At 65.3% G+C, this 23,047-nt stretch carries 21 protein-coding genes and 3 tRNA genes; 9 read left to right on the top strand and 15 right to left on the bottom strand.

Features of this window, described 5'->3' with window-relative positions; genetic code table 11:
- Positions 1-2 precede the first annotated feature (2 nt).
- Positions 3-860, bottom strand: a complete 858-nt coding sequence (locus tag ACXJ16_RS07270; RefSeq protein WP_463921692.1) for an aldo/keto reductase — start codon at positions 858-860, stop codon at positions 3-5.
- Between the two features lie 193 nt (positions 861-1,053).
- Between ACXJ16_RS07270 and ACXJ16_RS07265 the strand changes: the two genes are divergently transcribed.
- On the top strand, positions 1,054-1,947 hold the full coding sequence (locus tag ACXJ16_RS07265) for a LysR family transcriptional regulator (protein WP_054441333.1): 894 nt from the start codon (positions 1,054-1,056) through the stop codon (positions 1,945-1,947).
- 108 nt (positions 1,948-2,055) lie between these two features.
- Here the strand turns inward: ACXJ16_RS07265 and ACXJ16_RS07260 are convergent.
- The 4 genes from ACXJ16_RS07260 to ACXJ16_RS07245 all read right to left on the bottom strand — a co-directional run bounded on the left by ACXJ16_RS07260 (position 2,056) and on the right by ACXJ16_RS07245 (position 5,333).
- Positions 2,056-2,132, bottom strand: a tRNA-Pro gene (locus tag ACXJ16_RS07260).
- A 49-nt stretch (positions 2,133-2,181) separates the two neighbouring features.
- Positions 2,182-2,257: transfer RNA gene (locus ACXJ16_RS07255), tRNA-Ile, on the bottom strand.
- Between the two features lie 65 nt (positions 2,258-2,322).
- Complete coding sequence (locus tag ACXJ16_RS07250) at positions 2,323-3,327, bottom strand: polysaccharide deacetylase family protein (protein ID WP_463921691.1); 1,005 nt, start codon at positions 3,325-3,327, stop codon at positions 2,323-2,325.
- Positions 3,328-3,491: 164 nt separating this feature from the next.
- Complete coding sequence (locus tag ACXJ16_RS07245; protein WP_463921690.1) at positions 3,492-5,333, bottom strand: sensor histidine kinase; 1,842 nt, start codon at positions 5,331-5,333, stop codon at positions 3,492-3,494.
- A 254-nt stretch (positions 5,334-5,587) separates the two neighbouring features.
- Here ACXJ16_RS07245 and ACXJ16_RS07240 point away from each other — a divergent pair, with 254 nt between their 5' ends.
- Complete coding sequence (locus tag ACXJ16_RS07240) at positions 5,588-6,055, top strand: Lrp/AsnC family transcriptional regulator (RefSeq protein ID WP_054441400.1); 468 nt, start codon at positions 5,588-5,590, stop codon at positions 6,053-6,055.
- Between the two features lie 19 nt (positions 6,056-6,074).
- A complete protein-coding gene (locus ACXJ16_RS07235) occupies positions 6,075-6,599 on the top strand; it encodes a hypothetical protein (RefSeq protein WP_324698948.1) in 525 nt (174 codons plus the stop codon).
- Here the strand turns inward: ACXJ16_RS07235 and aroQ are convergent.
- From aroQ to ACXJ16_RS07215, 4 genes are all read right to left on the bottom strand, one after another.
- Positions 6,563-7,000, bottom strand: coding sequence for a type II 3-dehydroquinate dehydratase (gene aroQ / locus ACXJ16_RS07230; RefSeq protein WP_185997659.1), 438 nt, complete (start codon positions 6,998-7,000; stop codon positions 6,563-6,565). The two genes, ACXJ16_RS07235 and aroQ, sit on opposite strands and share 37 nt — an antisense overlap.
- A gap of 122 nt (positions 7,001-7,122) precedes the next feature.
- Positions 7,123-7,455, bottom strand: a complete 333-nt coding sequence (locus ACXJ16_RS07225; RefSeq protein ID WP_463921689.1) for a hypothetical protein — start codon at positions 7,453-7,455, stop codon at positions 7,123-7,125.
- Between the two features lie 74 nt (positions 7,456-7,529).
- Positions 7,530-7,943, bottom strand: coding sequence for a holin family protein (locus ACXJ16_RS07220; RefSeq protein ID WP_054441342.1), 414 nt, complete (start codon positions 7,941-7,943; stop codon positions 7,530-7,532).
- 136 nt (positions 7,944-8,079) lie between these two features.
- A tRNA-Pro gene (locus tag ACXJ16_RS07215) sits at positions 8,080-8,156 on the bottom strand.
- 280 nt (positions 8,157-8,436) lie between these two features.
- Here ACXJ16_RS07215 and yajC point away from each other — a divergent pair.
- The 3 genes from yajC (at position 8,437) to secF (ending at position 11,509) form a co-directional block, all read left to right on the top strand.
- Entirely contained in the window at positions 8,437-8,775 is a 339-nt protein-coding gene (gene yajC, locus ACXJ16_RS07210; RefSeq protein WP_054441343.1) for a preprotein translocase subunit YajC, read from the top strand.
- A 121-nt stretch (positions 8,776-8,896) separates the two neighbouring features.
- Entirely contained in the window at positions 8,897-10,510 is a 1,614-nt protein-coding gene (secD, locus tag ACXJ16_RS07205; RefSeq protein WP_463921687.1) for a protein translocase subunit SecD, read from the top strand.
- A 12-nt stretch (positions 10,511-10,522) separates the two neighbouring features.
- Positions 10,523-11,509 (top strand): protein translocase subunit SecF, encoded by a 987-nt coding sequence (gene secF, locus ACXJ16_RS07200; RefSeq protein WP_054441345.1) that lies wholly within the window; start codon positions 10,523-10,525, stop codon positions 11,507-11,509.
- Positions 11,510-11,569: 60 nt separating this feature from the next.
- On the opposite strand, the gene ACXJ16_RS07195 is transcribed toward secF, so the two are convergent.
- Positions 11,570-12,778, bottom strand: coding sequence for a glycosyltransferase (locus ACXJ16_RS07195; RefSeq protein ID WP_463921686.1), 1,209 nt, complete (start codon positions 12,776-12,778; stop codon positions 11,570-11,572).
- Between the two features lie 24 nt (positions 12,779-12,802).
- A complete protein-coding gene (locus ACXJ16_RS07190) occupies positions 12,803-13,375 on the bottom strand; it encodes a helix-turn-helix transcriptional regulator (protein ID WP_054441402.1) in 573 nt (190 codons plus the stop codon).
- A 204-nt stretch (positions 13,376-13,579) separates the two neighbouring features.
- Here ACXJ16_RS07190 and ACXJ16_RS07185 point away from each other — a divergent pair, with 204 nt between their 5' ends.
- Positions 13,580-15,403: a DUF885 domain-containing protein gene (locus ACXJ16_RS07185; RefSeq protein WP_324698953.1), complete on the top strand. Its 1,824-nt coding sequence runs from the start codon at positions 13,580-13,582 to the stop codon at positions 15,401-15,403.
- Positions 15,404-15,449: 46 nt separating this feature from the next.
- On the opposite strand, the gene hutU is transcribed toward ACXJ16_RS07185, so the two are convergent.
- The 4 genes from hutU to hutI form a co-directional block, all read right to left on the bottom strand.
- Entirely contained in the window at positions 15,450-17,114 is a 1,665-nt protein-coding gene (gene hutU, locus ACXJ16_RS07180) for a urocanate hydratase (protein ID WP_443477792.1), read from the bottom strand.
- Between the two features lie 14 nt (positions 17,115-17,128).
- Complete coding sequence (gene hutG, locus ACXJ16_RS07175) at positions 17,129-17,935, bottom strand: N-formylglutamate deformylase (RefSeq protein ID WP_324698955.1); 807 nt, start codon at positions 17,933-17,935, stop codon at positions 17,129-17,131.
- A gap of 154 nt (positions 17,936-18,089) precedes the next feature.
- Entirely contained in the window at positions 18,090-19,619 is a 1,530-nt protein-coding gene (hutH, locus tag ACXJ16_RS07170; RefSeq protein ID WP_324698956.1) for a histidine ammonia-lyase, read from the bottom strand.
- Positions 19,616-20,815, bottom strand: a complete 1,200-nt coding sequence (hutI, locus tag ACXJ16_RS07165; RefSeq protein WP_463921685.1) for an imidazolonepropionase — start codon at positions 20,813-20,815, stop codon at positions 19,616-19,618. Before hutI ends, hutH begins: the two co-directional genes overlap by 4 nt.
- An 86-nt stretch (positions 20,816-20,901) precedes the next feature.
- On the opposite strand from hutI, the gene ACXJ16_RS07160 reads away from it, so the two are divergent.
- Together ACXJ16_RS07160 and hutC are read left to right on the top strand one after the other, a co-directional pair.
- Positions 20,902-22,290: a formimidoylglutamate deiminase gene (locus ACXJ16_RS07160; RefSeq protein WP_463921684.1), complete on the top strand. Its 1,389-nt coding sequence runs from the start codon at positions 20,902-20,904 to the stop codon at positions 22,288-22,290.
- Entirely contained in the window at positions 22,287-23,009 is a 723-nt protein-coding gene (gene hutC / locus ACXJ16_RS07155; protein ID WP_463921683.1) for a histidine utilization transcriptional repressor HutC, read from the top strand. Before ACXJ16_RS07160 ends, hutC begins: the two co-directional genes overlap by 4 nt.
- The last annotated feature ends 38 nt before the right edge of the window (positions 23,010-23,047 follow it).

The following is a 23,047-nucleotide window of genomic DNA, read 5'->3' as shown; positions in this document are numbered from 1 at the left end:
TGTCAGAGCTTGCGGGTGCCGAGCCATTTGACCATCGCCGGATCGCGGTGGTCGAAGAAGCTGCTGGCCTTCTGATCAAGCGCGGAAATCGCTGCGATATCGCCATCGTCCAGAGCAAAGTCGAAGATCGCGAAATTCTCGGCCATGCGCTCCTTGCGGACCGACTTCGGGATTGCGACGATGCCGCGCTGGTTCAGCCAGCGCAGGACGACCTGGGCAACGGTCTTGCCGTGCTTCTGTCCGATCGAGGTCAGCAACTCGTTGCTGAACAGCCCGTTCTTGCCTTCCGCGAAGGGGCCCCAGGCTTCGGGCTGCACCTGGTATTCCTCCAGCAATGCCTGAGCATCGTGCTGCTGGTGGAAGGGGTGGATCTCGATCTGGTTGACCGCAGGGGTGATTTCATTGTGCAGCACGAAATCGAGCAGCCGGTCGGGATAGAAGTTGCTCACTCCGATAGCCCGGATGCGACCTTCGCGGTGCAGGTCCTGCATGGCGCGCCAGGCGCCGTACACATCGCCATAAGGCTGATGGATCAGCCACAGGTCGAGATAATCGAGCTGCAGCTTGTTCAGTGAACGCTCGAAAGCCGCCTTGGCGCCTTCATAGCTGACGTCCTCGATCCACAGCTTGGTCGTGACGAAAAGTTCGCTGCGCGCGATGCCATGATTGCGGATGGCCTGTCCAACCGCTTCCTCGTTGCCATAGGAGGTTGCGGTATCGAGCAGACGATAACCGACATCGATGGCGTCGCGCACACTGCGCTCGCATTCAGCGGGGTCGGGAACCTGGAAAACGCCAAAGCCGAGGCTCGGCATTTCCACGCCATTGTTCAGGGTCACATTGGGGACGGACTGGGACATGTGGCATCCTTTTGTTCAGATCGGCGATCACGTGCGGTCTCAGCCTGACTCATGGCGATTACCCGAGGTTCGCGTCAGGTTGCCGGCCAATACGGCGCAGGCCGCCGGGAAAATTGTCGGATCGGATATAGTCTGGCAGCCGGAATGCGATTAGACGCCGTAATCGGTATGTCACTATAAGGTACGCTAATTAATGGCGGGTGAGAACTACAACGAACTCGCAGCGTTCGTGATGGTCGCGCGTGAGCGCAGTTTTACCCGCGCGGCTGCAAAGCTCGGCGTTTCGCAATCGGCGCTCAGCCAGACGATCCGCGGGCTCGAAGAGCGATTGGGGTTGAGGTTGCTCACCCGCACGACCCGCAGCGTATCGCCGACCGAGGCGGGACACCGCCTGTTCGGCACCCTGGCCCCGCGCTTCGAGGAGATCGCGCAGGAACTCGTCTCGCTCAGCCAGTTGCGCGACAAGCCGTCCGGCACCATCCGCATCAATGCGGGGGAACATGCGGCACTGGCGGTCCTGCAGCCGGCGCTGCGTAAATTCCTGCCCGATAACCCCGACATCCGCGTCGAGATCGTTGTCGACAACGGTCTGACCGACATCGTGGCCGAAGGATATGACGCAGGGGTTCGGTTGGGCGACCAGGTGGCCAAGGACATGGTTGCAGTTCGTATCGGCCCGGATTTGCGCATGGCCGTTGTCGGGTCGCCCGAGTATTTTGCCCGCTATCCCGTTCCGCATACGCCGCAAGACCTGACACGGCACAATTGCATCGGTATCCGGCTGCCCACCTATGGCGGCATTTTCCCGTGGGACCTCGATAAGGACGGGCACGAAGTCAATGTTCGGATCGAGGGGCAACTGGTGTTCAACAACATCGGCCTGCGGCTCAATTCGACGCTGGATGGCCTGGGCCTTGCCTATCTGCCGGAGGATCAGGTTCTGCCCTATATCGCGCAAGGCCGCCTGATCCGGGTGATGGAAGACTGGTGTGGACCTTTTCCCGGTCACCATCTCTACTACCCGAGCCGGCGCCACGCTTCTCCCGCCTTCGCCCTGCTGGTCGAGACCTTGCGCTATCGGTCTTGAGGTAGGGCAGACCTGCGTAAGAACATCCGTCATGGCTTCGCCAGCGGCCGCGCAGCGCCGAATGCGGGCCTCGATCCTGGAAGGTACCGGTGTTCTGGAAAAACGAAATGGTCGGGGAGACAGGATTCGAACCTGCGACATCTTGCTCCCAAAGCAAGCGCGCTACCGGGCTGCGCCACTCCCCGACCCTTCGGTCGTCGATGATGTATCCAAGGCCTGTGCCCTGGTGGCCGTTGGTGGGCCCGGCAGGATTCGAACCCGCGACCTAGCCGTTATGAGCGGCCAGCTCTAACCGCTGAGCTACAGGCCCCAACTGCCATGCCCGACCCCATCGACGATGGCCGGACGAAAAGCCCGTTAGCTTGGCAATGCCGTCTAGGCAAGCACTACGCTGGAAAGGATGTCGGCAACATGGGTGGGACGCACGCCGCGATGCGCCAGATGGGCGAAAAGCGTGCGCCACCAGTCGTAAAGAGCGTCCAGATCGGCCTCGCTGCGCACATAGGGCGTGTGGCCAGGGGCCAGTGAGGGGCTGTGGAAAGAGAAGACCAGCACGGGCAGGCCCTCGTCTATCGCGATATCCACGCCGCGCAGGGCTTCCTCGGCGGTGATTCCCTCAGGCGTGAGAGGAATGCGCTCCAGCAGTCCGGCCCGCGCCAGTACGCCGCGCACTTGCGGTGCGCGCCAGAGGTGGGGGTAGATGACGTTGCCCATCTGCCGCAGCGGGCCCCAGTAAACGGTGGTCAGCGGCAGTTCGAGCAGGGCGTGCTCGCCCCCGGCCCAGTAGGGGTGCAGCGGGTGTTCGCGGTAATTGGGGCCGCCGGCTGAACTGTAGTCGAACCGGGCGCGTACCGAAGTGTCGATGGCCATTCCGAATTCGGCGAGAATTTCGGCGGTGCGCGGCCCGAGGCCATAACGGCCCGCACGATAGATTCGCGGGGCCTGGCCGAAGGCCCGGTCGATTCGCCGATGGAGGCGGGCGAACTTTTCGCGCTCCAGTTCGTAGGGGAGGTTGCCGGCGTAGGAGTTGAACTCGCTCACGTCCTCGTCGAACGGAGGGCTTACCCATGGGTGGAGCTGGACCCCCACTTCGGCGCGGCCAGCGTCCACTGCGTCCCCTATGGCGGCAACGGTATCGGGCGAATCGGCGACCGGATAATCCAGCAGATAGATCGGGACGACGCCGAAGCCTTCGCAGAACTGCTGGAATTTGCGCAGGGCGGGCAGGGTCAGCGTGCTGTGCCGTCTACGGTCGAGCGGGGCGTCCCAGTCGAACTCCTCCTCGGTGTCGACCGTGACGATGAAACGCTGCCCGAAGCCCTCGCGAAATCGTGCGAGCGCATCGGTTGCCGGCGGCTGGAGGAGATTTGACCCCTGCAAGAAAGAACTTTTCCCTCGATCGGGTCGCATCCGACAGGGTGGCGACAATGAAAACCGTGCCCGGATCGGGAAAGAACCTGCGATTCGATGCTTGCGGCAGAAACGAGAATAGGCGGTAAAACGTTCCGCTTCGGTAAAGGCGGGGCATCCCGGAGAACGCGGATTCAGGCTCCCTGGCTGTGTGTTGCTGCACTCGCGGTCAAAGCCGGAAGCCAGAGTTTCAGGTCGTTGTCCTCGCGCAGAAGCCCGCCGCCGGCCGCCGTCGCTTCCGCCGCCGCCAGGCGAAGCGTGAAGCCGATGCCGAACATGCCGGTGGAGAGCGATTGCCCACGTTCGCTGGCCGGCGTTTCGAACAGGCTTTGTGCGGTGCGGGCGATGAGCAGGGTGGGCAGGGCGATCCGCAGTCCGATTCGCCCGCTCTCGCAGGTCCACGTCAGGCGCAGTATTTCGTCCGGCGCGGTCATGCCCGCCAGCACGGCGAATATCCGCCATACCAGGCGTTCGACTTCTGTGCGGTCGATCGCGAGAAGAAGGCCGGGAGCCTGACCTTCGGGCAGGGCGAACCCACTGCGGCGCGGTTCGGTCCAGGCCTTGAGGCGCGCAACGGTCTCTTCCAGAACCGAGGCGAGATCGCACTCGCCCGATTCGATCCCGAGGACGCCCGATTCTAGCTTCACCAGCCGGTCGAGTTCCTCGAATCCGGCGAGAATGTGTGCACAGTCTCCGGCAATGGCGGCGGCCAGCGCGCGGTATTCATGCGGGGCCGGGCCGTAGAGCTGTTGCTGGATGATCTCGGCGGCCACCTGGATGGCGTTTGCCGGGGTGCGCAGTTCGTGAAGCACCTGCCGCATGCGGTCCGCTTCGCTGGGCTCGGCGGTGGGCACTGCATCGACAGCGGCAACCTTGCCGGGACGGCGCAGTCGGCCCGCATAGCCGGTGAAGCGGCCGCTCGCCGAATCGAAGTGCGGAACGGCATCGACCTGCCAGTCTCCGCTGACGGCCGGAGCGCCGGCAATCTCGATGGGTACGGCGCGCAGGGGCTGACGGTGGCGCATCGAAAGCGCGAGGCCGGGCATATGCGCGGCGGGGTGGGGGGCAGGCGCATGATGCGGTTCGGCCATGGCCGGATCATGCGCTGCAAGGTTGAGCCCGATCAGCGCGCTGGCATGCGGGCCGTCCGCCCAGCAGATTCGTCCTTCGGCATCGGTGGTGAAGTCCATCGCGGCGGGAAAGACGGCAGCAGCCGAATCGCCGAGCGGCAGGCGGGGCGCGGCGTCGCTCGCATGGCTCTCGCGCGCTTTGCGGAATTCCTCGATCCGGCGGACGATGGCGCCGATGCCCGCTTCGTTCGTCGTCGGAGAAGGCGGCGCCTTGAGCGAGGCGGCAGCCTGTTCGAACTCGGCGAAGGGAATGGGGTGGCTTGCAGGTGCGCCGATCGGCGGCTGTTCGAGCGGGGTGGGCTCGATCTGGGTGGGCTCGATCTGGGCCGGCTCGGGCGGCGCAATTTCGTCGAGCAGATCGAGCGGTTCGGGTTCGAGCGGCTCGTCGACCGCCTCGGCCGATTCGCAAGGCGGCAGTCCGCGATCGAGAATGCCGAGCCTTTCGAGCAGCCTTTCCACTTCGGGGCCGAGATCGCGGCGATGGCGAAGAATGCCGCGCGCCCGCACGGGCAGGGCGGGAACGAGGCCGACCCACGCCTCGGTATCGAGCCTCGCGGTGCCGATTGCCGCCGTCGCGACCTCGGGCTCCGCTTCGGCAAAAATCGCCAGCAACCGGGGGTTGGTCAGCGGTTGAAGCGGCTGGCGGACAAGGCGGGCACGATCGGCGGCGGGAATCACCGCGCCCAGTTCCACGACGCGCGCGAATCCGGCGTCGATCGCGGCGGATTGGGCGTCGGCGGGCAGGCGGCCGAGGATATCGATCAATTGCCTGTACTGGATACGGGCCAGCGTGTCCGCGGAGGACGGCAGGCGCAGTACCGTGGCAAGGCGATCGTCGAAGTGCATTTCCGTTCCATAGGCGACCCGCAAACCATTGCGAAGCTGCCGTTTCCGCATATCCGGCACAGTATGGCCCGATAGAGGTTAAACCCGCGTCACTCATGGCCTAGCAAACTGTGCAGACAGCGGAAGTCGGTAGATTGTAGGCGTTGCAATGCGGGACGATTACGCTATGGGATAATATTATTACAGGGGCGTCAGTGTTTTCGTGTGGATATTGCATGTCGGATGACGCTGCGCGCCCGCAAGGAAAGTTTCGCATGATTAATCTCGATGACATCGACCGCCGCCTGCTCGCCGAGCTGCAGGAGGAGGGCCGGATCACCAATGTCGAACTGGCCCAGCGTGTCGGTCTCACTGCCCCTCCGTGCCTGCGCCGCGTACGCAGCCTGGAGGAATCGGGCATCATCCAGGGCTATCACGCCGACCTCGATGCCTCGAAGCTGGGCTTCACGATCACCGTCTTCGCGCTGGTCAGCCTCAAGAGCCAGGCCGAGGAATCGCTGAGGGCCTTCGAAGACCACATGAAGGGTCTGCCCGAGGTGCGCGAGTGCCACATGCTCAACGGCGAGATCGACTTCATCCTCAAGATCGTCAGCCGCGATCTTCAGAGCTTCCAGGAATTCCTGACCAGCAAGCTGACGCCGGCTCCCAACGTCGATAGCGTCAAGACTTCGCTGACGATCCGCACTGCCAAGAGCGTGCCGGGCGTGCCGCTCGAAACCTGACAGCGATTCGCGCGTGACGATGATGGCAAGAACGCGCCGTGCCCTGCTGGTCGGCGCGGCGTTGCTGCTGGCTGGAGGGAACCTCTGGTGGTTCACGCGCGGCAAGCAGGCGCCCGAGCCCGACTTCGTGCTTGGAACGACATGGGAGCAAGTGGAGATTACGGCGGATGTCCTTCCGTCACTTCCTCGCTTCGATGTCGTTCACGGCGGCTGGAGCGACCGGGGGCGGCCCATTTCTGCGATCGGCGATCGCGTCCGTCCCTTTCATGGCGACGACGTTATCTCGGAATTCAAGCCCCGTTCCTACCTTGCCATCGCCATCGCCGCGGATGAGGGGCCGCAGGAACTGCGGCCCATGCTTCTCGATCTTGCGCGGGCGTCAATTTGCGACGTTGCCGTCGTTCCGGACGGCATGAAGCCCGGAACGCGCGGCGGGGTCTACGTCGATATCCAGCATATCGTCTCGGTAAGGGATGAGCGGGGCAAGGCGCTGGATTGCATCGTCGCTCAAAGCGCTGCGGCACCCTCCAGCGCCAGCAGGTAGCCCTTCGCACCGAAGCCGGCGACGGTCGCCCTGGCGGCCATGCCGACCCATGACTTGTGGCGGAATTCCTCGCGTGCATGGGGGTTGGAAAGGTGGACCTCGATCACCGGCACCTTGATCGAGCGGATCGCGTCATGCAGCGCTACCGAGGTATGCGTGTAGGCGCCGGGGTTTATCAGCACCGCGTGCGCGCCTTCGTCCTCTGCTTCATGAAGCCAGTCCACGAGGTGGCCTTCATGGTTCGACTGGCGCATTTCGATGGTGCAGTCCAGCGCCTCGCCGCGTTCCACCAGCATGGCGCCGATGTCGTCCAGCGTCTGGGAGCCGTAAATGCCGGGCTCGCGCTTGCCCAGGCGGTTGAGGTTCGGTCCGTTGAGGACGTAGACGAGCTTGCTGGCCATTTCGAGAATTCCCGGTGCGGTTGCTTTCCGGTCGCGGCTCTAGAGCATTTTCAGGCGAGGTGGAATCGCCCGCCCGCCGGAAAATGCGGCAAAACATGTCGCGGGGCGAGATGTCGGCACGGTCAGCGCGGAGCGGGCATCTCGTCGGCGACAGGGCGCCCATCGGCCTGAGTCCCCTCGGGCGGGGGCGCCGTGTCGGCAGGCGTTTCCGCTTCGGGTTCCCCCGCCGCGCCGCCGTCACCCTGGTAGAACCGGGCGAGTTCCGCGTCGTTCGCCTTGAGCCGCGCGGCCGAGGCTTCCCGTTCGGCCTGCTTGCGGGCGGAGGCTTCCTGTTCGGCCGATGCCTTGGCCTCGGCCAGCTGCTTTTCCAGCTCCTCTTCGCGGCCCGGTCCGCAGGCGACCAGCGCCAGGGCAGGGGTCGTGGCCAGCACGATGCGCGCGACAATCCGAAACACCAGTTGCTCCTTGCAAGGGCGGGCATGGCGCGCGCTCTTGCAAGGAGGCTTAGCGGCCAAGGCTTGGCTTTGTCTTAACGGTCGGAACCCTTGGTCTTTCCCCACTGGCGCATTGCCGAGTAGCCCAGATAGCCGGTGCCGAAGAGGGCATAGAGGGGCTCGGGGATGCCGTTGAGGTAAGCGGTCATGGCATCGCCGATGGCATGGGCCGTCGCCGGGCTGAGCGCGCCGATCAGGCCCATCGGCAAGGCCCAGAGAATCATGATGTAGATGACGTAGAGGAAGCTTGGCCGCGCACGGCTGGTCCAGGGATCGCTTGAATTCGCTTCTGCGACGATTGGCGAGAGGCTCGCCTGAAGCATCTGGAGTTCCTGGGAATTTTCGAGCTTGAGCAATTCGAGCTTGGCGCGGTCGCGCGCTTCGGGATCGGGGATCACCTTGTCGATGATCTTCGATACGGGCGAGAGAATCGAATCGAGCAGTGGCATTCTTGGGGCACTCCCGGAATGGTGGCCCGCAACCAGATAGCCAAAACCGGCCCTGTAGGAAAATGGGTAGCAAGACCGCGAGAGAATGCCGTGTCCCCGGGAGGGGAAATTCTCTGCCAACGATGTCTTGGAAAATTGGTCGGGACGAGAGGATTCGAACCTCCGACCCCCACACCCCCAGTGTGATGCGCTACCAGGCTGCGCTACGTCCCGACCGGAGCGCGGCCTATAGGAGGGTCTTTTCGAGAGCGCAAGCGTCTGATTGAGACTTTCTTCATGCCGGTTGAAGCAAGCCTGTGGATACCTATCTGCGGGCAGGTCGCGGGGGATGGGCGGCTTTCGGCAGCAAGGCCGCGCGTTGCCAGTGCTTCGCTTTATTGCTAACCGCGCGCATCCGGCAAAGTCCATGAATGGATTTTTCCGGCGAGGCGTGCGGCAGATCGGATGCCGCCCCGCCCGCCGGGACGAAACGACGAGAAGGCCCTTCAGTTCAATGCAAAGCTCGATTCTCAACCAGCTCGCCGCAGCAGCCGCCCCCAGTGGTGTTGGTTCGTTTATTGCGAACTTCGGTATCATTATCCCGATGGCGGTGATCTTCTGGTTCCTCATCCTGCGCCCGCAGATGAAGCAGCAGAAGGAGCACAAGAACAAGCTGTCGGCGCTCAAGAAGGGCGACGAAGTGCTGACCGGTGGCGGTCTCGTCGGCAAGATCGTCCGGATCGACGACAACTATGCCGACGTCCAGCTCGCACAGGGCGTTATCGTGAAGGCCGTCAAGTCGACCATCGTCGACGTGATCCCGCCGGCCGGTTCGAAGCCCGCGAACGACTGAGTTTCCGGCATCGCCGGGTGTTGCCGGCGATGCCCGTTTGCTAGGTCCGATCACACAGTAGGTCCGATCACATAGGGCGCCCCGCCATTCGGGCGCTCTTTTCGGAGAGAAGCCACAGGCTATGCTCGAATTTCCCACCTGGAAGAAGCTCTGGTACTGGGGCCTGACGATTGTCATCGCCCTCTGCGCCGTGCCCTCGCTGGTCTCGCTGACCAACGCGCGCTGGCCCAGTTTCCTGCCCGAGCCCAAGATCAATCTCGGCCTCGACCTTGCCGGCGGAAGCCGCCTCCTGCTGGAGGCCAATCGCCAGCAGGTCGTGCAGCAGCGCCTCGAAGGCATGGAAGAATCCGTGCGCACGCGCCTGCGCCAGGCCTCCCCGGCCATCGCCATCGGCGATTTCTCCAGCACCGGCGGCCAGCTTGCCTTCACCGTGCGCGATCCCTCGCAGGTCGATGCGGCGCGCGAGGCGATCCTGCCGCTGACCTCCGGCGCAGGCCTTACCGGCCAGCGTGACTGGGACATCACGGTTCAGGACGGCACCCGCTTCATCCTCGTGCCGACGCAGGCGGGTATCGACCTTGCGATCAGCAATGCGATGGAAACCGCGGTCGAGGTGGTGCGCAAGCGTATCGACGCGCTGGGCACCAAGGAGCCCGACATCCGCCGCCTCGGCGGCACGCGCATCGACGTGCAGGTTCCGGGCCTTCAGGACCCGCAGGCGCTCAAGAACCTGCTCGGCCAGACCGCGAAGCTCGAATTCAAGATGGTCGACGAGACCGCCGTGCCCAGCGACATCGCCAAGGGCATTGTGCCCCCGGGTGACGAACTGGTGCCATGGGCCGATCCGAGCGCGCCCGGTTCGGGCGGCGTTCCGGTCCTGGCCGTCAAGCGCCTCGGCGGCATCAAGGGTGACGAACTGACCGACGCCAAGCAGGCCTTCGAACTGAAGACCAACGCGGCTGTCGTCTCGATCACGTTCAACCAGCAGGGCGGCGAGAAGTTCGCCAAGCTGACCACCGAGAACGTGAACAAGCGCTTCGCCATCATCCTCGACGGCAAGGTGCTTTCCGCGCCCAGCATCAACGAACCGATTCTTGGCGGCAGCGCCCAGATTTCGGGCAGCTTCAACGTCCAGTCGGCTACCCAGCTCGCCATTGCGCTGCGTTCGGGTGCGCTTCCGGTCGACCTCACCGTGGTGGAGGAACGCACCGTCGGGCCTGATCTCGGCGCCGATTCGATCCAGAAGGGCGTCGTCGCCATGGGCGTCGGCACCGTGCTGCTGATGCTGTTCATCTTCCTGACCTATGGGCGCTTCGGCGCTTATGCGAACCTGGCCCTGATCTTCAACGTGCTGATGATCCTGGGCATCATGGCCGTGCTGGGAACGACGCTGACACTGCCCGGCATCGCCGGCTTCGTGCTCACCATCGGTGCTGCGGTGGACGCCAACGTGCTCATCAACGAGCGCATCCGCGAGGAACGCCATCGCGGACGCCGCGTCGTGCAGTCGGTGGAACTGGGTTACAAGGAGGCGAGCCGCGCCATCTTCGACGCCAATATCACCAACTCCATCGCCGCCGTGCTGATGTTCGCCTTCGGTTCGGGCCCGGTACGCGGTTTTGCCGTCGTTCTCATGATCGGCATCGTCACCTCGGTGTTCACCGCGGTCACGATGAGCCGGATGTGGGTTGCGGGCTGGCTGCGTCGCACCCGTCCCAGCGACCTGAACGTATAAAGGTACTGGCGCATGAAGCTCCTCAAGCTCATTCCCGATCACACGAACATCCACTTCCTTCGTTGGCAGTGGCCGTTCTTCATCACCAACATCCTGGCGATGGCCGCCTCGGTCGTTCTGCTGTTCACATACGGGCTCAACCTGGGCGTCGACTTCGTCGGCGGCCAGATGATCCGCGTGACCTTCGAACAGAGCGCGACCGCTCCGGTCGCCAAGCTGCGCGACAGCGTCGATTCGCTCGGCTTCGGCGAGCCGGTCATCCAGACTTTCGGCAAGCCGAACGAGGTCTCGGTCCGCATGAAGCTGCCGGAAGGTTCGGAGGACAATCCGAAGCTGGCTGACGGCATGGCCCGCAAGATCACCGCCAAGGTCCGGCAGGACTTCGCGGACGCCCGCGTCGACGGTGTAGACTCGGTCTCCGGCAAGGTTTCGGGCGAGCTGTTCCACACCGGTATGCTGGCGCTCGGTCTCGCCATGGTGTTCATCTCGATCTACATCTGGATCCGCTTCGAGTGGCAGTTCGCGGTCGGCGCGCTCTTCGCGCTGGTGCAGGATATCCTGCTGACCGTGGGCATGTTCTCGCTCACCCAGATGGAATTCGACCTCAACATCGTCGCGGCTCTGCTGACGCTGCTGGGTTACTCGCTGAACGACAAGATCGTCGTCTACGACCGTATCCGCGAGAACATGAAGAAGCACCGGCGCATGCCGATGAACGAGCTGCTCGACCTCTCGGTGAACGAGACGCTGTCACGCACGATCGCGACTTCGCTGTCGGTTCTCATCATGCTGGTCTCGTTGCTGGCGCTTGGTCCCGATGTGATCTTCGGCTTCACCGCCGCCATCACGCTGGGTATCTTCATCGGCACTTACAGCTCGATCTTCATGTCCGCGCCGATCCTGGTCTGGTTGGGCGTGAAGTCGGATACCTTCGTGAAGCAGGAAAGCGAGATTGACCGTCAGGACCGCCTCGCCCGCGAGCGTGGCGCGCAGCCCTGATCGGCCTTTGGGCTTTTAAGAAAAAGGGCCGTTCCCGGAAGGGAGCGGCCCTTTTTTCATTCATGCTCCGGTGTTTACGGGGTCGCCCGCGAGGATACCGTGCCAGAAGTGAACGAGATTCTGCGCGTTCACGCCCCATGAGAAACGGCTGACGTTGGCCGAAACATCCTGCTGGCTCGGCGGATCGGCGAGAATCCGGCTCACCGCATCGGCAATCGCCTCCGGTGTGCGCGAGGCGATGCGGCCGGCGCTGTCGTCCTTCACGACTTCCCGTGCGCCGCCGATATCGGGGATGACGATCGGTGTGCCGCAGGCCAGCCCCTCGATCCAGACATTGGCAAGGCCCTCGCTGGTCGAAGGGAGCACCAGAACGTCGGCCGCGCACAGGACGTGGGGAAGCAGGTCATGCCCGACAAGGCCGAGAAACTGCACCCGGTCACTCACGCTCAGCCGCTGCGCAAGGTCGCGCAGCGGCTTTTCGTCCTCGCCGGCGCCGGCCAGCGCCAGCCTAGCGCCGGGCAGGAGGGCCAGGGCCTCGATGACCAGCCGCTGGCCCTTGCGCGGGATCAGCGAGCCGGGCGTGACGATCAGCGGACCGACCGACCAGATGCCGAGGTTGGGCATGGCCGAAACCAGCGCGCGCGCGGCACCGCGCTCGATGGGGTGGAAGCGATCGTGGTCCAGCCCGGTGTAGTGAACGCCGATCCGTTCTTCCGGCATGCCCAGGGCGATCATGTCTTCGCGCAGGGCCCGGCTCACTGCGAGCATTCCTGCCGCCTGATGCGCGGCCTGTCGCATCTGCTTCAGCGCGGCGGGGCGCTGGCCCCAGTAATGGATATCCGCCCCGCGCGACTTGATGGTGAGCGGCAGTCCCAGTTCCCGTGCGACGATGGCGGCGGCAGGCCCGTCCGGGAAGAAGAACTGGGCGTCGACGAGGTCGAACGGCTTCTCTGCGTGGAGACGGCGCACCAGCGGCAGCACGGCCGTGGCGATTCGTCCGGGATTGCTGTCGCCCCCGATCTTCGGGATGAGGGTGAACTTGGGATAGTGAACCTCGAATCCGGACGCATCGCTGCATTCGGGAACATGGCGCAGCTTGTCGTAGGGATGGCGGCGGGCGAGGGGCCATGGCGGGATGCCGATCGGGCTTATCATCGTCAGATCCACCTCGCCGCTCGCCACGATCGCGCGCATCTGGTTGCCGACGAAGATACCGAACGAAGGTCTGACAGGATTGGGAAACAGCGTGGCGATGGACAGGATGCGCATGGGTTTGCCTTTGGCTGTATAAGGTTAGAGCTTCCTGACGAGCATTTCGGCAACGGCTATCCATTGCGGATGTTCCACCGGTACCGGCCGCTGGCCGCTGACGGGAGGCAGGAGGGAAAGCGTCTCTCCGGTTATCTCGATCAGGCGGCCGAACGCGAACCGGCCGCCGGGAAGGGGCACGAGCACGTCGCGGTTCAGCAGGCGGGCGGCGTCCTGCGCAGGACCTTGCCTGAGCCATACCTGATCCGCGGTGCGATACTCGCCGCAGGACCCTTCGACTTCCATCACCATCCACGGCGTTTCGGCGGCGAGGTCGCTGGGCAGCACGGCTTCGCGGCGGGTGCGCGGGCTCTCGGCCCCGCTTTCGGACAGCACCGCCACGATCATGGCCGGTGCGTTCGCCTCGCTGCGCAGCAGGCTTTCCGGCTCGACCTGCAGCGCCCTTGCGATCCGGTTCATCCAGACGAGGGAGAGGTTGCGCATCCCGGTTTCGAGACGGCCGATGGTCTGCGGCGTGGTCTGCGGTTCACAGGCGGCGGCGACATCGGCCAGGGTAAGCCCTTTCTGAAGGCGAATGTCGCGGATGCGGTTAATCATGGGATGTCCTGTCATATAACCGATCTGGTTTTCTTTCATTCCTCTTGCGATCCAGTTTGGCAAGAGAACCTGCCGTGCTTTCTCGCCTGATCGATCGGATTTTTGCGCGGCTGTGAATTTAATCGTTTGAACCAGTACACTTGCGTTGCGGAGGCGTGAAAGGATCGGCACGTTCGCGGCAGTGCTCTTGATGGAGATAACAGAATGCTGCGCCGCGAATTCATGGCTACGGCTGGGGCCGGACTGGCCTGGAGCCTGCTTTCATCCCGCAGCGCCATGGCTGCGGCGACCGCGCCGAACGGTGCCGACACCGCTTTCTATGCAAAGCTGGACGGCCTGTTCTATGAAAGCCTGGCGCAGAGCCCGGAGATGGCCACCTCGCTTGGCCTGGACAAGGGCAAGTATGCGGCGCTGAAGTCCCGCCTTTCGGACGGCAGCCGCAAGGGACGGGAGGCCGATCTCGCCCTTGGCCACAAGGCGATCGCCGAAGTCGAGAAAGTCGATCCCGCGCCGCTCAGCGAAACCGGCCGTCGCAACCGCGAACTCTCGCTCTACCAGCTTCGCCAGCGGGTGGCGGCGCAGGACCGGTTCGATCTGGAAAGCGCGCAGCGGCCCTATCTCATAACCCAGCAGGGCGGCGCCTACTTTTCGCTGCCGGACTTCCTCGACAGCCGCCACACGATCGAGACGAAGGACGATGCGGAGGCTTATCTCTCGCGCCTTTCCGCCTTCAGGACCTCGCTTGACGACGAGACGGACCTGCAGAAGGAATATGGCGCGCGCGGCGTGGTCGCGCCGGGCTGGTCGTTGGACCTGACGCTCGGCCAGATGGCGAAGCTGCGCGACACGCCTGCCGCGCAGAGCGGTCTGGTCACTTCACTGGCGAGGCGCGCGGCGGCCAAGGGCATCGCGGGTGATTGGGCGGCACGGGCATCGGCCATACTCGAAAAGGAGGTTCATCCCGCGCTGGACCGCCAGATCGCCCTGCTGAGGGCGCAGCGCCCGAACACCGCGGCGGGCGACGGCGCGTGGCGCCTCAAGCGCGGCGACGAAATCTATGCCGAGGCGCTCAAGCAGGCGACCACCACCGAGTATTCGCCCGAGGAAGTCCACAGGATCGGCCTCGAACAGGTTGCCGATCTTTCAGCGCAGCTCGATACGATCCTGCGCTCCGCCGGGCTGACGCAAGGCCCGGTCGGCGCGCGTCTCGATGCGCTCAACAAGCGGCCGGACCAGCTTTACGCGAACACCGATGCCGGTCGCACCGAATTGATCGCCGCCCTCAACGACGGCATCCGGCAGATGTATGCGAAGCTGCCGCAGGTCTTCGACAACCCACCGCAGCAGCCGCTCGAAATCCGCCGCGTGCCGCCCGAGATTCAGGACGGCGCTTCGAACGGCTATTATTATCGCGCGCCTCTCGATGGGTCGCGTCCGGCGATCTACTGGATCAACCTCAAGGACGTGGGGGACTGGCCGAAATACACCTTGCCCTCGCTCACCTACCACGAGGGCGTTCCCGGGCATCACCTGCAGGGCGGCTATGCCCAGACCGGGGGCGAATTGCCGATGCTGCTCAGGAACAGCTTCATCTCCGCCTATGGCGAAGGCTGGGCGCTCTATGCGGAGCAGCTTGCCGACGAGCTGGGAGGTTACAGCGGCCTTGAACGCGCGGGATATCTCCAGAGCTATCTGTTCCGCGCCGCGCGTCTGGTCATCGATACCGGGCTCCACCACTACAAGTGGAGCCGCGAGAAGGCGGCGGACTACATGGTCGAGACGGTGGGATTCGCGCGTCCGCGTTCCCTGCGCGAGGTCGAGCGTTACTGCACGATGATCGGCCAGGCCTGTTCGTACAAGATGGGCCACACCGCATGGGTCAAGGCGCGGCAGCGGGCGCAGGCGGCCCTGGGCGACAAGTTCACCCTGCCATGGTTCCATGCGGTTCTGGCAGAAGGGGTGATGCCGCTTTCGATGCTGGACAAGCGCGTGGACGAACGCATCGCCGAGCGGCAGAAGCTGGGCTGAGCGCAGGGCGGGAGCGACCGGCTGCGGCGATCGCTCCCGCCAGCTTTCAGAGGATGCCGGGAAGGTCCAGACCCTTCTCCCGCGCACAATCCAGCGCGATTTCGTACCCGGCATCGGCGTGACGCATCACTCCTGTCGCCGGGTCGTTCCACAGCACGCGCTCCAGACGCCTGGCGGCAGCTTCGGTGCCGTCGGCGACGATCACCATGCCCGAATGCTGCGAATAGCCCATGCCGACGCCGCCGCCGTGGTGCAGCGAAACCCAGGTCGCGCCCGACGCAGTGTTCAGTAGCGCATTGAGCAGCGGCCAGTCCGAAACCGCGTCCGAACCGTCGCGCATGGCCTCGGTCTCGCGGTTGGGAGAGGCGACCGAGCCGCTGTCGAGATGATCGCGGCCGATGACGACCGGGGCCTTGAGTTCACCGTTCGCCACCATCTCGTTGAAGGCGAGGCCCAGCCGGTGGCGGTCACCCAGACCGACCCAGCAGATGCGCGCGGGCAGGCCCTGGAACTGGATCTTCTCCCGCGCCATGTCGAGCCAGTTGTGCAGGTGCGCGTGGTCGGGCAGCAGTTCCTTCACTTTGGCGTCGGTCTTGTAGATATCCTCGGGATCGCCGGAGAGCGCGGCCCAGCGGAACGGTCCGACGCCGCGGCAGAACAGCGGGCGGATATAGGCGGGCACGAAGCCGGGGAAGTCGAACGCGTTCTCCACGCCTTCGTTCTTCGCCATCTGGCGGATGTTGTTGCCATAGTCGGTGGTGGGCACGCCCGCCGCCTGGAAGTCCAGCATGGCCTGCACGTGGACCGCCATGGAGGCCTTGGCCGCCTTGGCGACGGCTTCGGGTTCTCGCTCGCGCTTTTCGATCCATTCGGCAACGGTCCAGCCGGCGGGGAGGTAGCCGTTGACGGGATCGTGGGCGGAAGTCTGATCGGTCAGCAAATCGGGACGGATACCGCGCGCGAACATTTCGGGCAGCAGTTCCGCCGCGTTGCCGAGCAGGCCGACGGAGACCGGCTTTTTGTCGGCATTGGCCTTTTCGATGATTGCCATGGCTTCGTCGATGGTCTCGGCGGCAACGTCGAGATAGCCGGTGCGCAGGCGCATTTCGATGCGGCTGGGCTGGCATTCGATGGCAAGGCAGGAAGCGCCGGCCATCACCGCGGCCAGCGGCTGCGCGCCGCCCATGCCGCCAAGGCCGGCGGTCAGCAGCCACTTGCCCGAAAGGTCGCCGTTGTAGTGTTGGCGGCCCATCTCCACGAACGTCTCGTAGGTGCCCTGAACGATGCCCTGCGTGCCGATGTAGATCCACGAACCGGCGGTCATCTGGCCGTACATGGCAAGGCCGCGCTTATCGAGTTCGTTGAAGTGTTCCCAGTTCGCCCATTCCGGCACGAGGTTGGAATTGGCGATCAGCACGCGCGGTGCATCGGCATGGGTGCGGAACACGCCGACCGGCTTGCCGGACTGGACCAGCAGCGTCTCATCCTCGTTCAGGCGGCGCAGGGTCTCGACGATCTTGTCGTAGCTTTCCCAGTCGCGCGCGGCGCGGCCGATGCCGCCATAGACCACCAGTTCCTCCGGCCGTTCGGCCACGTCGGGGTGGAGGTTGTTCATCAGCATGCGCAGCGGCGCTTCGGTGAGCCAGCTTTTTGCGCTGAGTTCGGTGCCGGTCGCAGGTTTGATGACGCGGCTGTTGTCGAGGCGGGTCATTGTATTTCCTCTGGTCAGGATTGCGCGAAGGCGATTGCGGCCTTCAGCACGTCTTGCAGGATCGGGGTGAGGGTGGCGGCACGCGCCGCCGAATAGGGCAAGGGCCAGTTGGCTTCGCTCGGCACTTCGGGCTCATCCATGTAGCCGCGAATGGCGAGTTCCATCTGGATCGCGTGGACGCCGCTGGCAGGCTCTCCATAATGCCGCGTGGTCCAGCCGCCACGGAAGCGGCCGTCCAGAACGTGGCTCAGACCGCTTGCCTTGCAGACTTGGGTCACGGCGGCGGAAAGCGCCGGATCGCAGGTCTGGCCGAGGTTGGTGCCAATGTTGAACTGCGGCAATTCGCCATCGAACAGGCGCGGCACGTGGCTGCGGATCGAGTGCGCGTCATAGACCACGACTTTGCCGTGAGCACTGCGCAGTCGCTCGATCTCGGAGCGAAGCGCGGCGTGGTATGGATCGAACCAGAGCGCGCGCCGGCGGGCGATCTCGGCTTCGTCCGGCGCAGCGTCCTTGTAGAGCAGCTCGCCGTCGAAGGTGGTCGTCGGGCAGAGTTCCGTCGTCGCCTGCCCCGGATAGAGCGAGGCGCCCGATGGATCGCGGTTGAGGTCGATCACGCTGCGCGAGACGCGCGCAGCAATCGTCGTCGCGCCAAGCTCGCGGGCGAAGGCGTAGAGATCGTCCACCCACCAGTCGGCATCGCGCCGTGCCAGCCAGTCCGAGTGGAAGGCCGGGCCGACGTCGGCGAGGTCGGTGCCGACATGCGGGAAGGCGACGATGAGCGGCGCCTCCCCGCGATGAAGGGTGAAGGGCAGGTTCATGTGCTTCGCACCGTACCGACCGTCGTTCCCGTTTCCATCTTCGTCATTACGAGGAGGCGAAGCCGACGCGCCAATCCGGAACGGCTCTGCGCGACTCTGGATTGCTTCGCTACGCTCGCAATGACGAAAGTGGGGGTGGACGGCAGGCGGGCCATCACGAAATCGCCGGGAGCAGGTCCGCCGCCGTGTCGGCCAGCGCGCCGGAGCGGATCAGCACGTTCGCGGCTTCCATGTCCGGGTGGAAATGACGGTCGTCGTCCAGCGCCGGAACTTCCGCGCGCAGCACGCCGCGCGCGGCTTCGAGCCAGGTGCTGGAGGCGAGCGGGGCGTGGAACTCGATGCCCTGGGCGGCGGCGAGCAGTTCGATGCCGATCACCGCCGTCGCGTTCTCCACCATCGAGAGAAGGCGGCGCGCGCCGTGGGCGGCCATCGAGACGTGGTCTTCCTGATTGGCCGAAGTGGGGATCGAATCGACCGATGCCGGATAGGCCTTCTGCTTGTTTTCGGAGACCAGCGCGGCGGCGGTGACCTGCGGGATCATGAAGCCCGAATTGAGGCCGGGGCGCGGCGTCAGGAACGCGGGCAGGCCGGACAGCGCAGGGTCCACCAGCATGGCGATGCGGCGTTCGGCGATCGAGCCGATCTCGCAGACGGCCAGCGCGATCATGTCGGCGGCGAAGGCGACCGGCTCGGCATGGAAATTGCCGCCGGAGAGGGCCTCGTCCGCTTCCGGGAAGATCAGCGGGTTGTCGGAAACGCCGTTGGCCTCAATCTCCAGCGTCGTTGCCGCCTGGCGCAGCACGTCGAGCGCGGCGCCCATGACCTGCGGCTGGCAGCGCAGGCAATAGGGGTCCTGCACGCGGGCGTCGTTCTCGACATGGCTGGCGCGGATCGCGGAGCCCGCCATGAGGCCGCGCAGGGCGTCGGCCACCTCGATCTGGCCGCGATGGCGGCGCAGGGCGTGGATGCGCGGGTCGAACGGCGTGTCGGAGCCCTTCGCCGCTTCGGTGGAAAGTGCCCCCGTCACCAGCGCGGAGCGGAACAGCAGTTCGGCTTCGAACAGGCCGGCCAGCGCATTGGCGGTCGAGAACTGGGTGCCGTTGAGCAGTGCGAGGCCTTCCTTCGGCCCGAGTTCAAGCGGATCGAGACCGGCGCGGGTGAGCGCTTCGATAGCGGGGAGGCGCTGGCCTTCGAACATGATCTCGCCCACGCCGATCATCGTTGCGGCCATGTGCGAAAGCGGGGCAAGGTCGCCGCTGGCGCCGACCGAACCTTGCGAGGGCACCACCGGCGTCAGGCCCTTGGCCAGCATCGTTTCGAGCAGGGCGACGGTTTCCGGGCGCACGCCCGAGGCGCCTTGTGCGAGGCTGGCAAGCTTGAGCGCCATCATCAGGCGGATCACGGGAACCGGAGAGGGCTCACCCGTGCCCGCCGCATGGCTCAGCACGATGTTGCGCTGGAGCGTGGCGAGATCCTCGTCGCCGATGCGCACGCTGGCAAGCTTACCGAACCCGGTGTTGATGCCGTAGACCGGCTCGCCCCTGGCGAGGATGCGGGCGACGGCGGCGGCGCTTTCGATCACGCGCGGCGCGCAGGCCGGGTCGAGCGTCACGCCCGCGCCGCGATAGACCGCGCGCCACTGGGCAAGCGAAACGTTGCCGGGCGTGAGGAGGATGTCGTTCATTGTCCACTCCAGATGCGCGCATGGAGCGGATTGAAGCCCATGCGGTAAACGAGGTCGGCCGGGCGCTCGATGTCCCAGATCGCAAGGTCGCAGGCCTTGCCGGGTTCGAGCGTGCCGAGACGGTGGGAAAGGCCCAGCGCCTGCGCCGCGTTACGCGTCACGGCGGCGAGGCATTCGGGCACGGTGAGGCGGAACAGGGTCGCGCCCATGTTCATCGCCAGCAGCAGCGAGGTGAGGGGCGACGTGCCGGGATTGCAGTCCGTCGCCAGCGCGATCGGCACGCCGGCTGCGCGCAGGGCGGCGACCGGCGGCAGCACGGTTTCGCGGCAGAAATAGTAGGCGCCCGGCAGCAGCGTGGCGACGGTGCCGGAAGCGGCCATGGCGGCCACGCCTTCGCTATCGAGATGTTCGAGATGATCCGCCGAAAGCGCGCCGTGGCGGGCGGCCAGGGCGCTGCCGTGGAGGTTGGAGAGCTGCTCCGCATGGAGCTTCACCGGCAGGCCATGCACTTTGGCGGCGACGAAAAGGCGCTCGGTCTGCTCGGGAGAGAAGCCGATGCCCTCGCAGAAGGCGTCCACCGCATCGGCAAGGCCCGCCTGTGCGACGGCTGGCAGCATGACCTCGCAGATGTGGCCGATATAGCCATCGGCATCGCCTGCGAATTCGGGAGGCAGGGCGTGGGCGCCGAGGAAGGTGGTGACGATCCGCACGGGGCGGAGTTCGCCCAGCCGCCGCGCGGCGCGCAGCATCTTGATCTCGCTGGCGAGGTCGAGGCCGTAGCCGGACTTCACTTCGACGGTGGTAACGCCTTCCGAAATCAGCGCGTCGAGGCGGGGCAGGGCGGAGGCGACCAGTTCATCCTCGCTGGCGGCGCGCGTGGCCTTCATGGTCGAGACGATGCCGCCCCCGGCGCGGGCGATTTCTTCGTAGGAGGCGCCTTCCAGCCGCAGTTCGAACTCGCGCGAGCGGTCTGCGCCGAAGACGAGATGGGTGTGGCAATCGATCAGGCCGGGCGTGATCCAGCGGCCCGCGCAGTCGATCGTTTCGGCGGCGTCGAATGGGGGAGCCCCGGCTTCGGGACCGGCGTACAAGATCACGCCGTTCTGCGATGCGACGAGGCCGTTCTCGACCAGTCCGAGTCCCTCGCCCGCCATCGTTGCCAAACGGGCATGTTTCCAGAGCCTGTCGCAGCGCATGACGAGTCGATCCTCCTTGGTTGCCCCGGTTATTGCATCGGTCGTTTTTAATGTATAGACAAAATAGCGAAGGAGCTACGAAAGCGATGTCCGACCTTTCTCCCCGTGCGATCTTTGCCGACCTCGCCCTGCTGGAGGACGGCTGGGCCGCAGACGTGCGGATCATACTCCGGCAGGGGCGGATTTCCGGCATCGAGCGCGATACGGCGGTGCGCGCGGGCGACGAGCGCCATGACTGCGTCATCCCTGCACTGGGCAACCTCCATAGCCACGCCTTCCAGCGGGGCATGGCCGGTCTCGCGGAGCGGCGCGGCCATAGTGACGACAGCTTCTGGACCTGGCGCGAGGTCATGTATCGCTTCCTCGACCGGATGACGCCGGACGATCTCCATGCGGTGGCGGCGATGGCCTATCTGGAGATGCTGGAAAGCGGCTTTGCCCGCGTCGGCGAGTTTCATTATCTCCATCACGCGCCGGATGGGCGGGCCTATGCCGACCCGGCGGAAATGAGCGTCGCCATTGCCCGCGCGGCGGCGGAAACGGGCATCGGCCTCACCCTGCTGCCGGTGTTCTACGCCCATTCCGGCTTCGGCGCGCTGCCGCCGAGCGAGGGGCAGCGGCGCTTCCTCCACGACCTCGACGGTTTCGCCCACTTGCTCGAAGGTGCGGGGAGCGCCCTTGCCGGACTGGACGAGGCAGTGCTCGGTCTCGCCCCGCACAGCTTGCGGGCGGTTTCGCCGGAGCAACTCGCGGCGCTCGAAAGTATGGCCGGGGCCGGGGCTGGTGCCGGCGCGGGGCCGATCCACATCCACATCGCCGAGCAGGTCCGCGAAGTGGAGGACTGCATTGCCTGGAGCGGTCGGCGTCCGGTCGAATGGCTGCTCGATCATGCGGCCGTGGACAGGCGCTGGTGCCTCGTTCACGCCACGCACATGACGCAGGGCGAGGCCCGCGCCGTGGCTCGCAGCGGCGCCGTGGCGGGGCTTTGCCCGATCACCGAGGCCAACCTGGGCGACGGTCTGTTCCCCGCCGAGGAGTTCCTTGCCGAAGGCGGCGTCTATGGCATCGGCAGCGACTCGAACGTGCTGATCGATGTGGCCGAGGAATTGCGACTGCTGGAATATGGCCAGCGGCTCACCCGGCGCGGCCGCAATCTGCTGGCGGATGCTGCCACGCCTTCCACGGGCGAGGCGGTCTGGCGGCGTGCGCTGGACGGCGGCGGGCAGGCGCTCGGCGCAAAGGGCGGGCTTTCCATCGGCTTGGCCTTCGACGCGCTCTCGCTCGACCTCGGCCATCCGTCACTGGCGGCGCGCGGGGCTGATCGCCTGCTCGACGGGCTGGTTTTCGCCGCGGGGCGGAGCGCGGTGGATTGCGTCTGGCGCTTCGGCGCACAGGTGGTAAGCGGTGGCCGACATCATGCACGGGACGGGGTCGTCCGGCGCTATACAGAGACGTTGAACAGGCTGATCGGGTGAACACACCGCTCCACGAACGCATCCGTCTGGATTTCGAAACGCGCATCCTGTCCGGCGCGCTCGCGCCCGGCGCGCGCCTGCCGACCGAGCAGGAACTGATGGAACTCTATCGCTGCGCACGGATGACGGTGAACAAGGCGCTGTCCGCACTGGCGACGGCGGGGCTGGTGGACCGCCGCAAGAAAGCCGGCACTTTCGTCGCCCGGCCGCGCGTGCATTCGATGGCGATGGATATCCCGGATCTCGGCGCCCAGGTGGCGGAGCGCGGACAGGCTTATCGCTTCGACATCTCGCTGCGCCGCGAAATGCGCGCGACACAGGCGCGGCTGGAGTGGAAGGTGGACAGTTCGGTGCCGCTGCTCGAACTGGAAGGCATTCACTTCGCCGATGGCGCGCCGTTCGCGCTGGAGCACCGCTTCGTGAACGTCGCCGCCGTTTCCGAGATACTAGACGCCGATTTCACCGGCTCCTCGCCCGGCACATGGCTGCTGGAGCACGTCCCCTGGACCGAGGCCGATGCCCGGATCACCGCAACCGGGGCCAGTGCGGCCGAGGCGCGGTTGCTGGCCGTCGAACCGGGAGCGCCCTGCCTTTGCGTGGAGCGCAAGACCTGGCGCGGCCTTGAGCCGATCACTTATGTGCGCCAGCAGTTCGTCGCCGGTGCCTATGAACTGACGGCACATTTCGGACCGGGCGCGTCGGCGCGCCGCGAGGCCTGAAAGATCCATGCCGCCTCGCACAATAGACCTGTCGGATG

Source organism: Novosphingobium sp. TK71 (assembly GCF_055361505.1).
The sequence above is the reverse complement of the archived record's forward strand: the minus strand, read 5'-3'. Positions and strand labels throughout refer to the sequence as shown.

What these genes read in the sequence shown, in the direction of transcription:
- ACXJ16_RS07270 (WP_463921692.1), bottom strand. Translation starts at nt 860, where the DNA reads ATGTCCCAGTCCGTCCCCAATGTGACCCTGAACAATGGCGTGGAAATG.
- ACXJ16_RS07265 (WP_054441333.1), top strand. Translation starts at nt 1,054, where the DNA reads ATGGCGGGTGAGAACTACAACGAACTCGCAGCGTTCGTGATGGTCGCG.
- ACXJ16_RS07245 (WP_463921690.1), bottom strand. Translation starts at nt 5,333, where the DNA reads ATGCACTTCGACGATCGCCTTGCCACGGTACTGCGCCTGCCGTCCTCC.
- ACXJ16_RS07240 (WP_054441400.1), top strand. Translation starts at nt 5,588, where the DNA reads ATGATTAATCTCGATGACATCGACCGCCGCCTGCTCGCCGAGCTGCAG.
- ACXJ16_RS07235 (WP_324698948.1), top strand. Translation starts at nt 6,075, where the DNA reads ATGATGGCAAGAACGCGCCGTGCCCTGCTGGTCGGCGCGGCGTTGCTG.
- aroQ (WP_185997659.1), bottom strand. Translation starts at nt 7,000, where the DNA reads ATGGCCAGCAAGCTCGTCTACGTCCTCAACGGACCGAACCTCAACCGC.
- ACXJ16_RS07220 (WP_054441342.1), bottom strand. Translation starts at nt 7,943, where the DNA reads ATGCCACTGCTCGATTCGATTCTCTCGCCCGTATCGAAGATCATCGAC.
- yajC (WP_054441343.1), top strand. Translation starts at nt 8,437, where the DNA reads ATGCAAAGCTCGATTCTCAACCAGCTCGCCGCAGCAGCCGCCCCCAGT.
- secD (WP_463921687.1), top strand. Translation starts at nt 8,897, where the DNA reads ATGCTCGAATTTCCCACCTGGAAGAAGCTCTGGTACTGGGGCCTGACG.
- secF (WP_054441345.1), top strand. Translation starts at nt 10,523, where the DNA reads ATGAAGCTCCTCAAGCTCATTCCCGATCACACGAACATCCACTTCCTT.
- ACXJ16_RS07195 (WP_463921686.1), bottom strand. Translation starts at nt 12,778, where the DNA reads ATGCGCATCCTGTCCATCGCCACGCTGTTTCCCAATCCTGTCAGACCT.
- ACXJ16_RS07190 (WP_054441402.1), bottom strand. Translation starts at nt 13,375, where the DNA reads ATGATTAACCGCATCCGCGACATTCGCCTTCAGAAAGGGCTTACCCTG.
- ACXJ16_RS07185 (WP_324698953.1), top strand. Translation starts at nt 13,580, where the DNA reads ATGCTGCGCCGCGAATTCATGGCTACGGCTGGGGCCGGACTGGCCTGG.
- hutU (WP_443477792.1), bottom strand. Translation starts at nt 17,114, where the DNA reads ATGACCCGCCTCGACAACAGCCGCGTCATCAAACCTGCGACCGGCACC.
- hutG (WP_324698955.1), bottom strand. Translation starts at nt 17,935, where the DNA reads ATGAACCTGCCCTTCACCCTTCATCGCGGGGAGGCGCCGCTCATCGTC.
- hutH (WP_324698956.1), bottom strand. Translation starts at nt 19,619, where the DNA reads ATGAACGACATCCTCCTCACGCCCGGCAACGTTTCGCTTGCCCAGTGG.
- hutI (WP_463921685.1), bottom strand. Translation starts at nt 20,815, where the DNA reads ATGCGCTGCGACAGGCTCTGGAAACATGCCCGTTTGGCAACGATGGCG.
- ACXJ16_RS07160 (WP_463921684.1), top strand. Translation starts at nt 20,902, where the DNA reads ATGTCCGACCTTTCTCCCCGTGCGATCTTTGCCGACCTCGCCCTGCTG.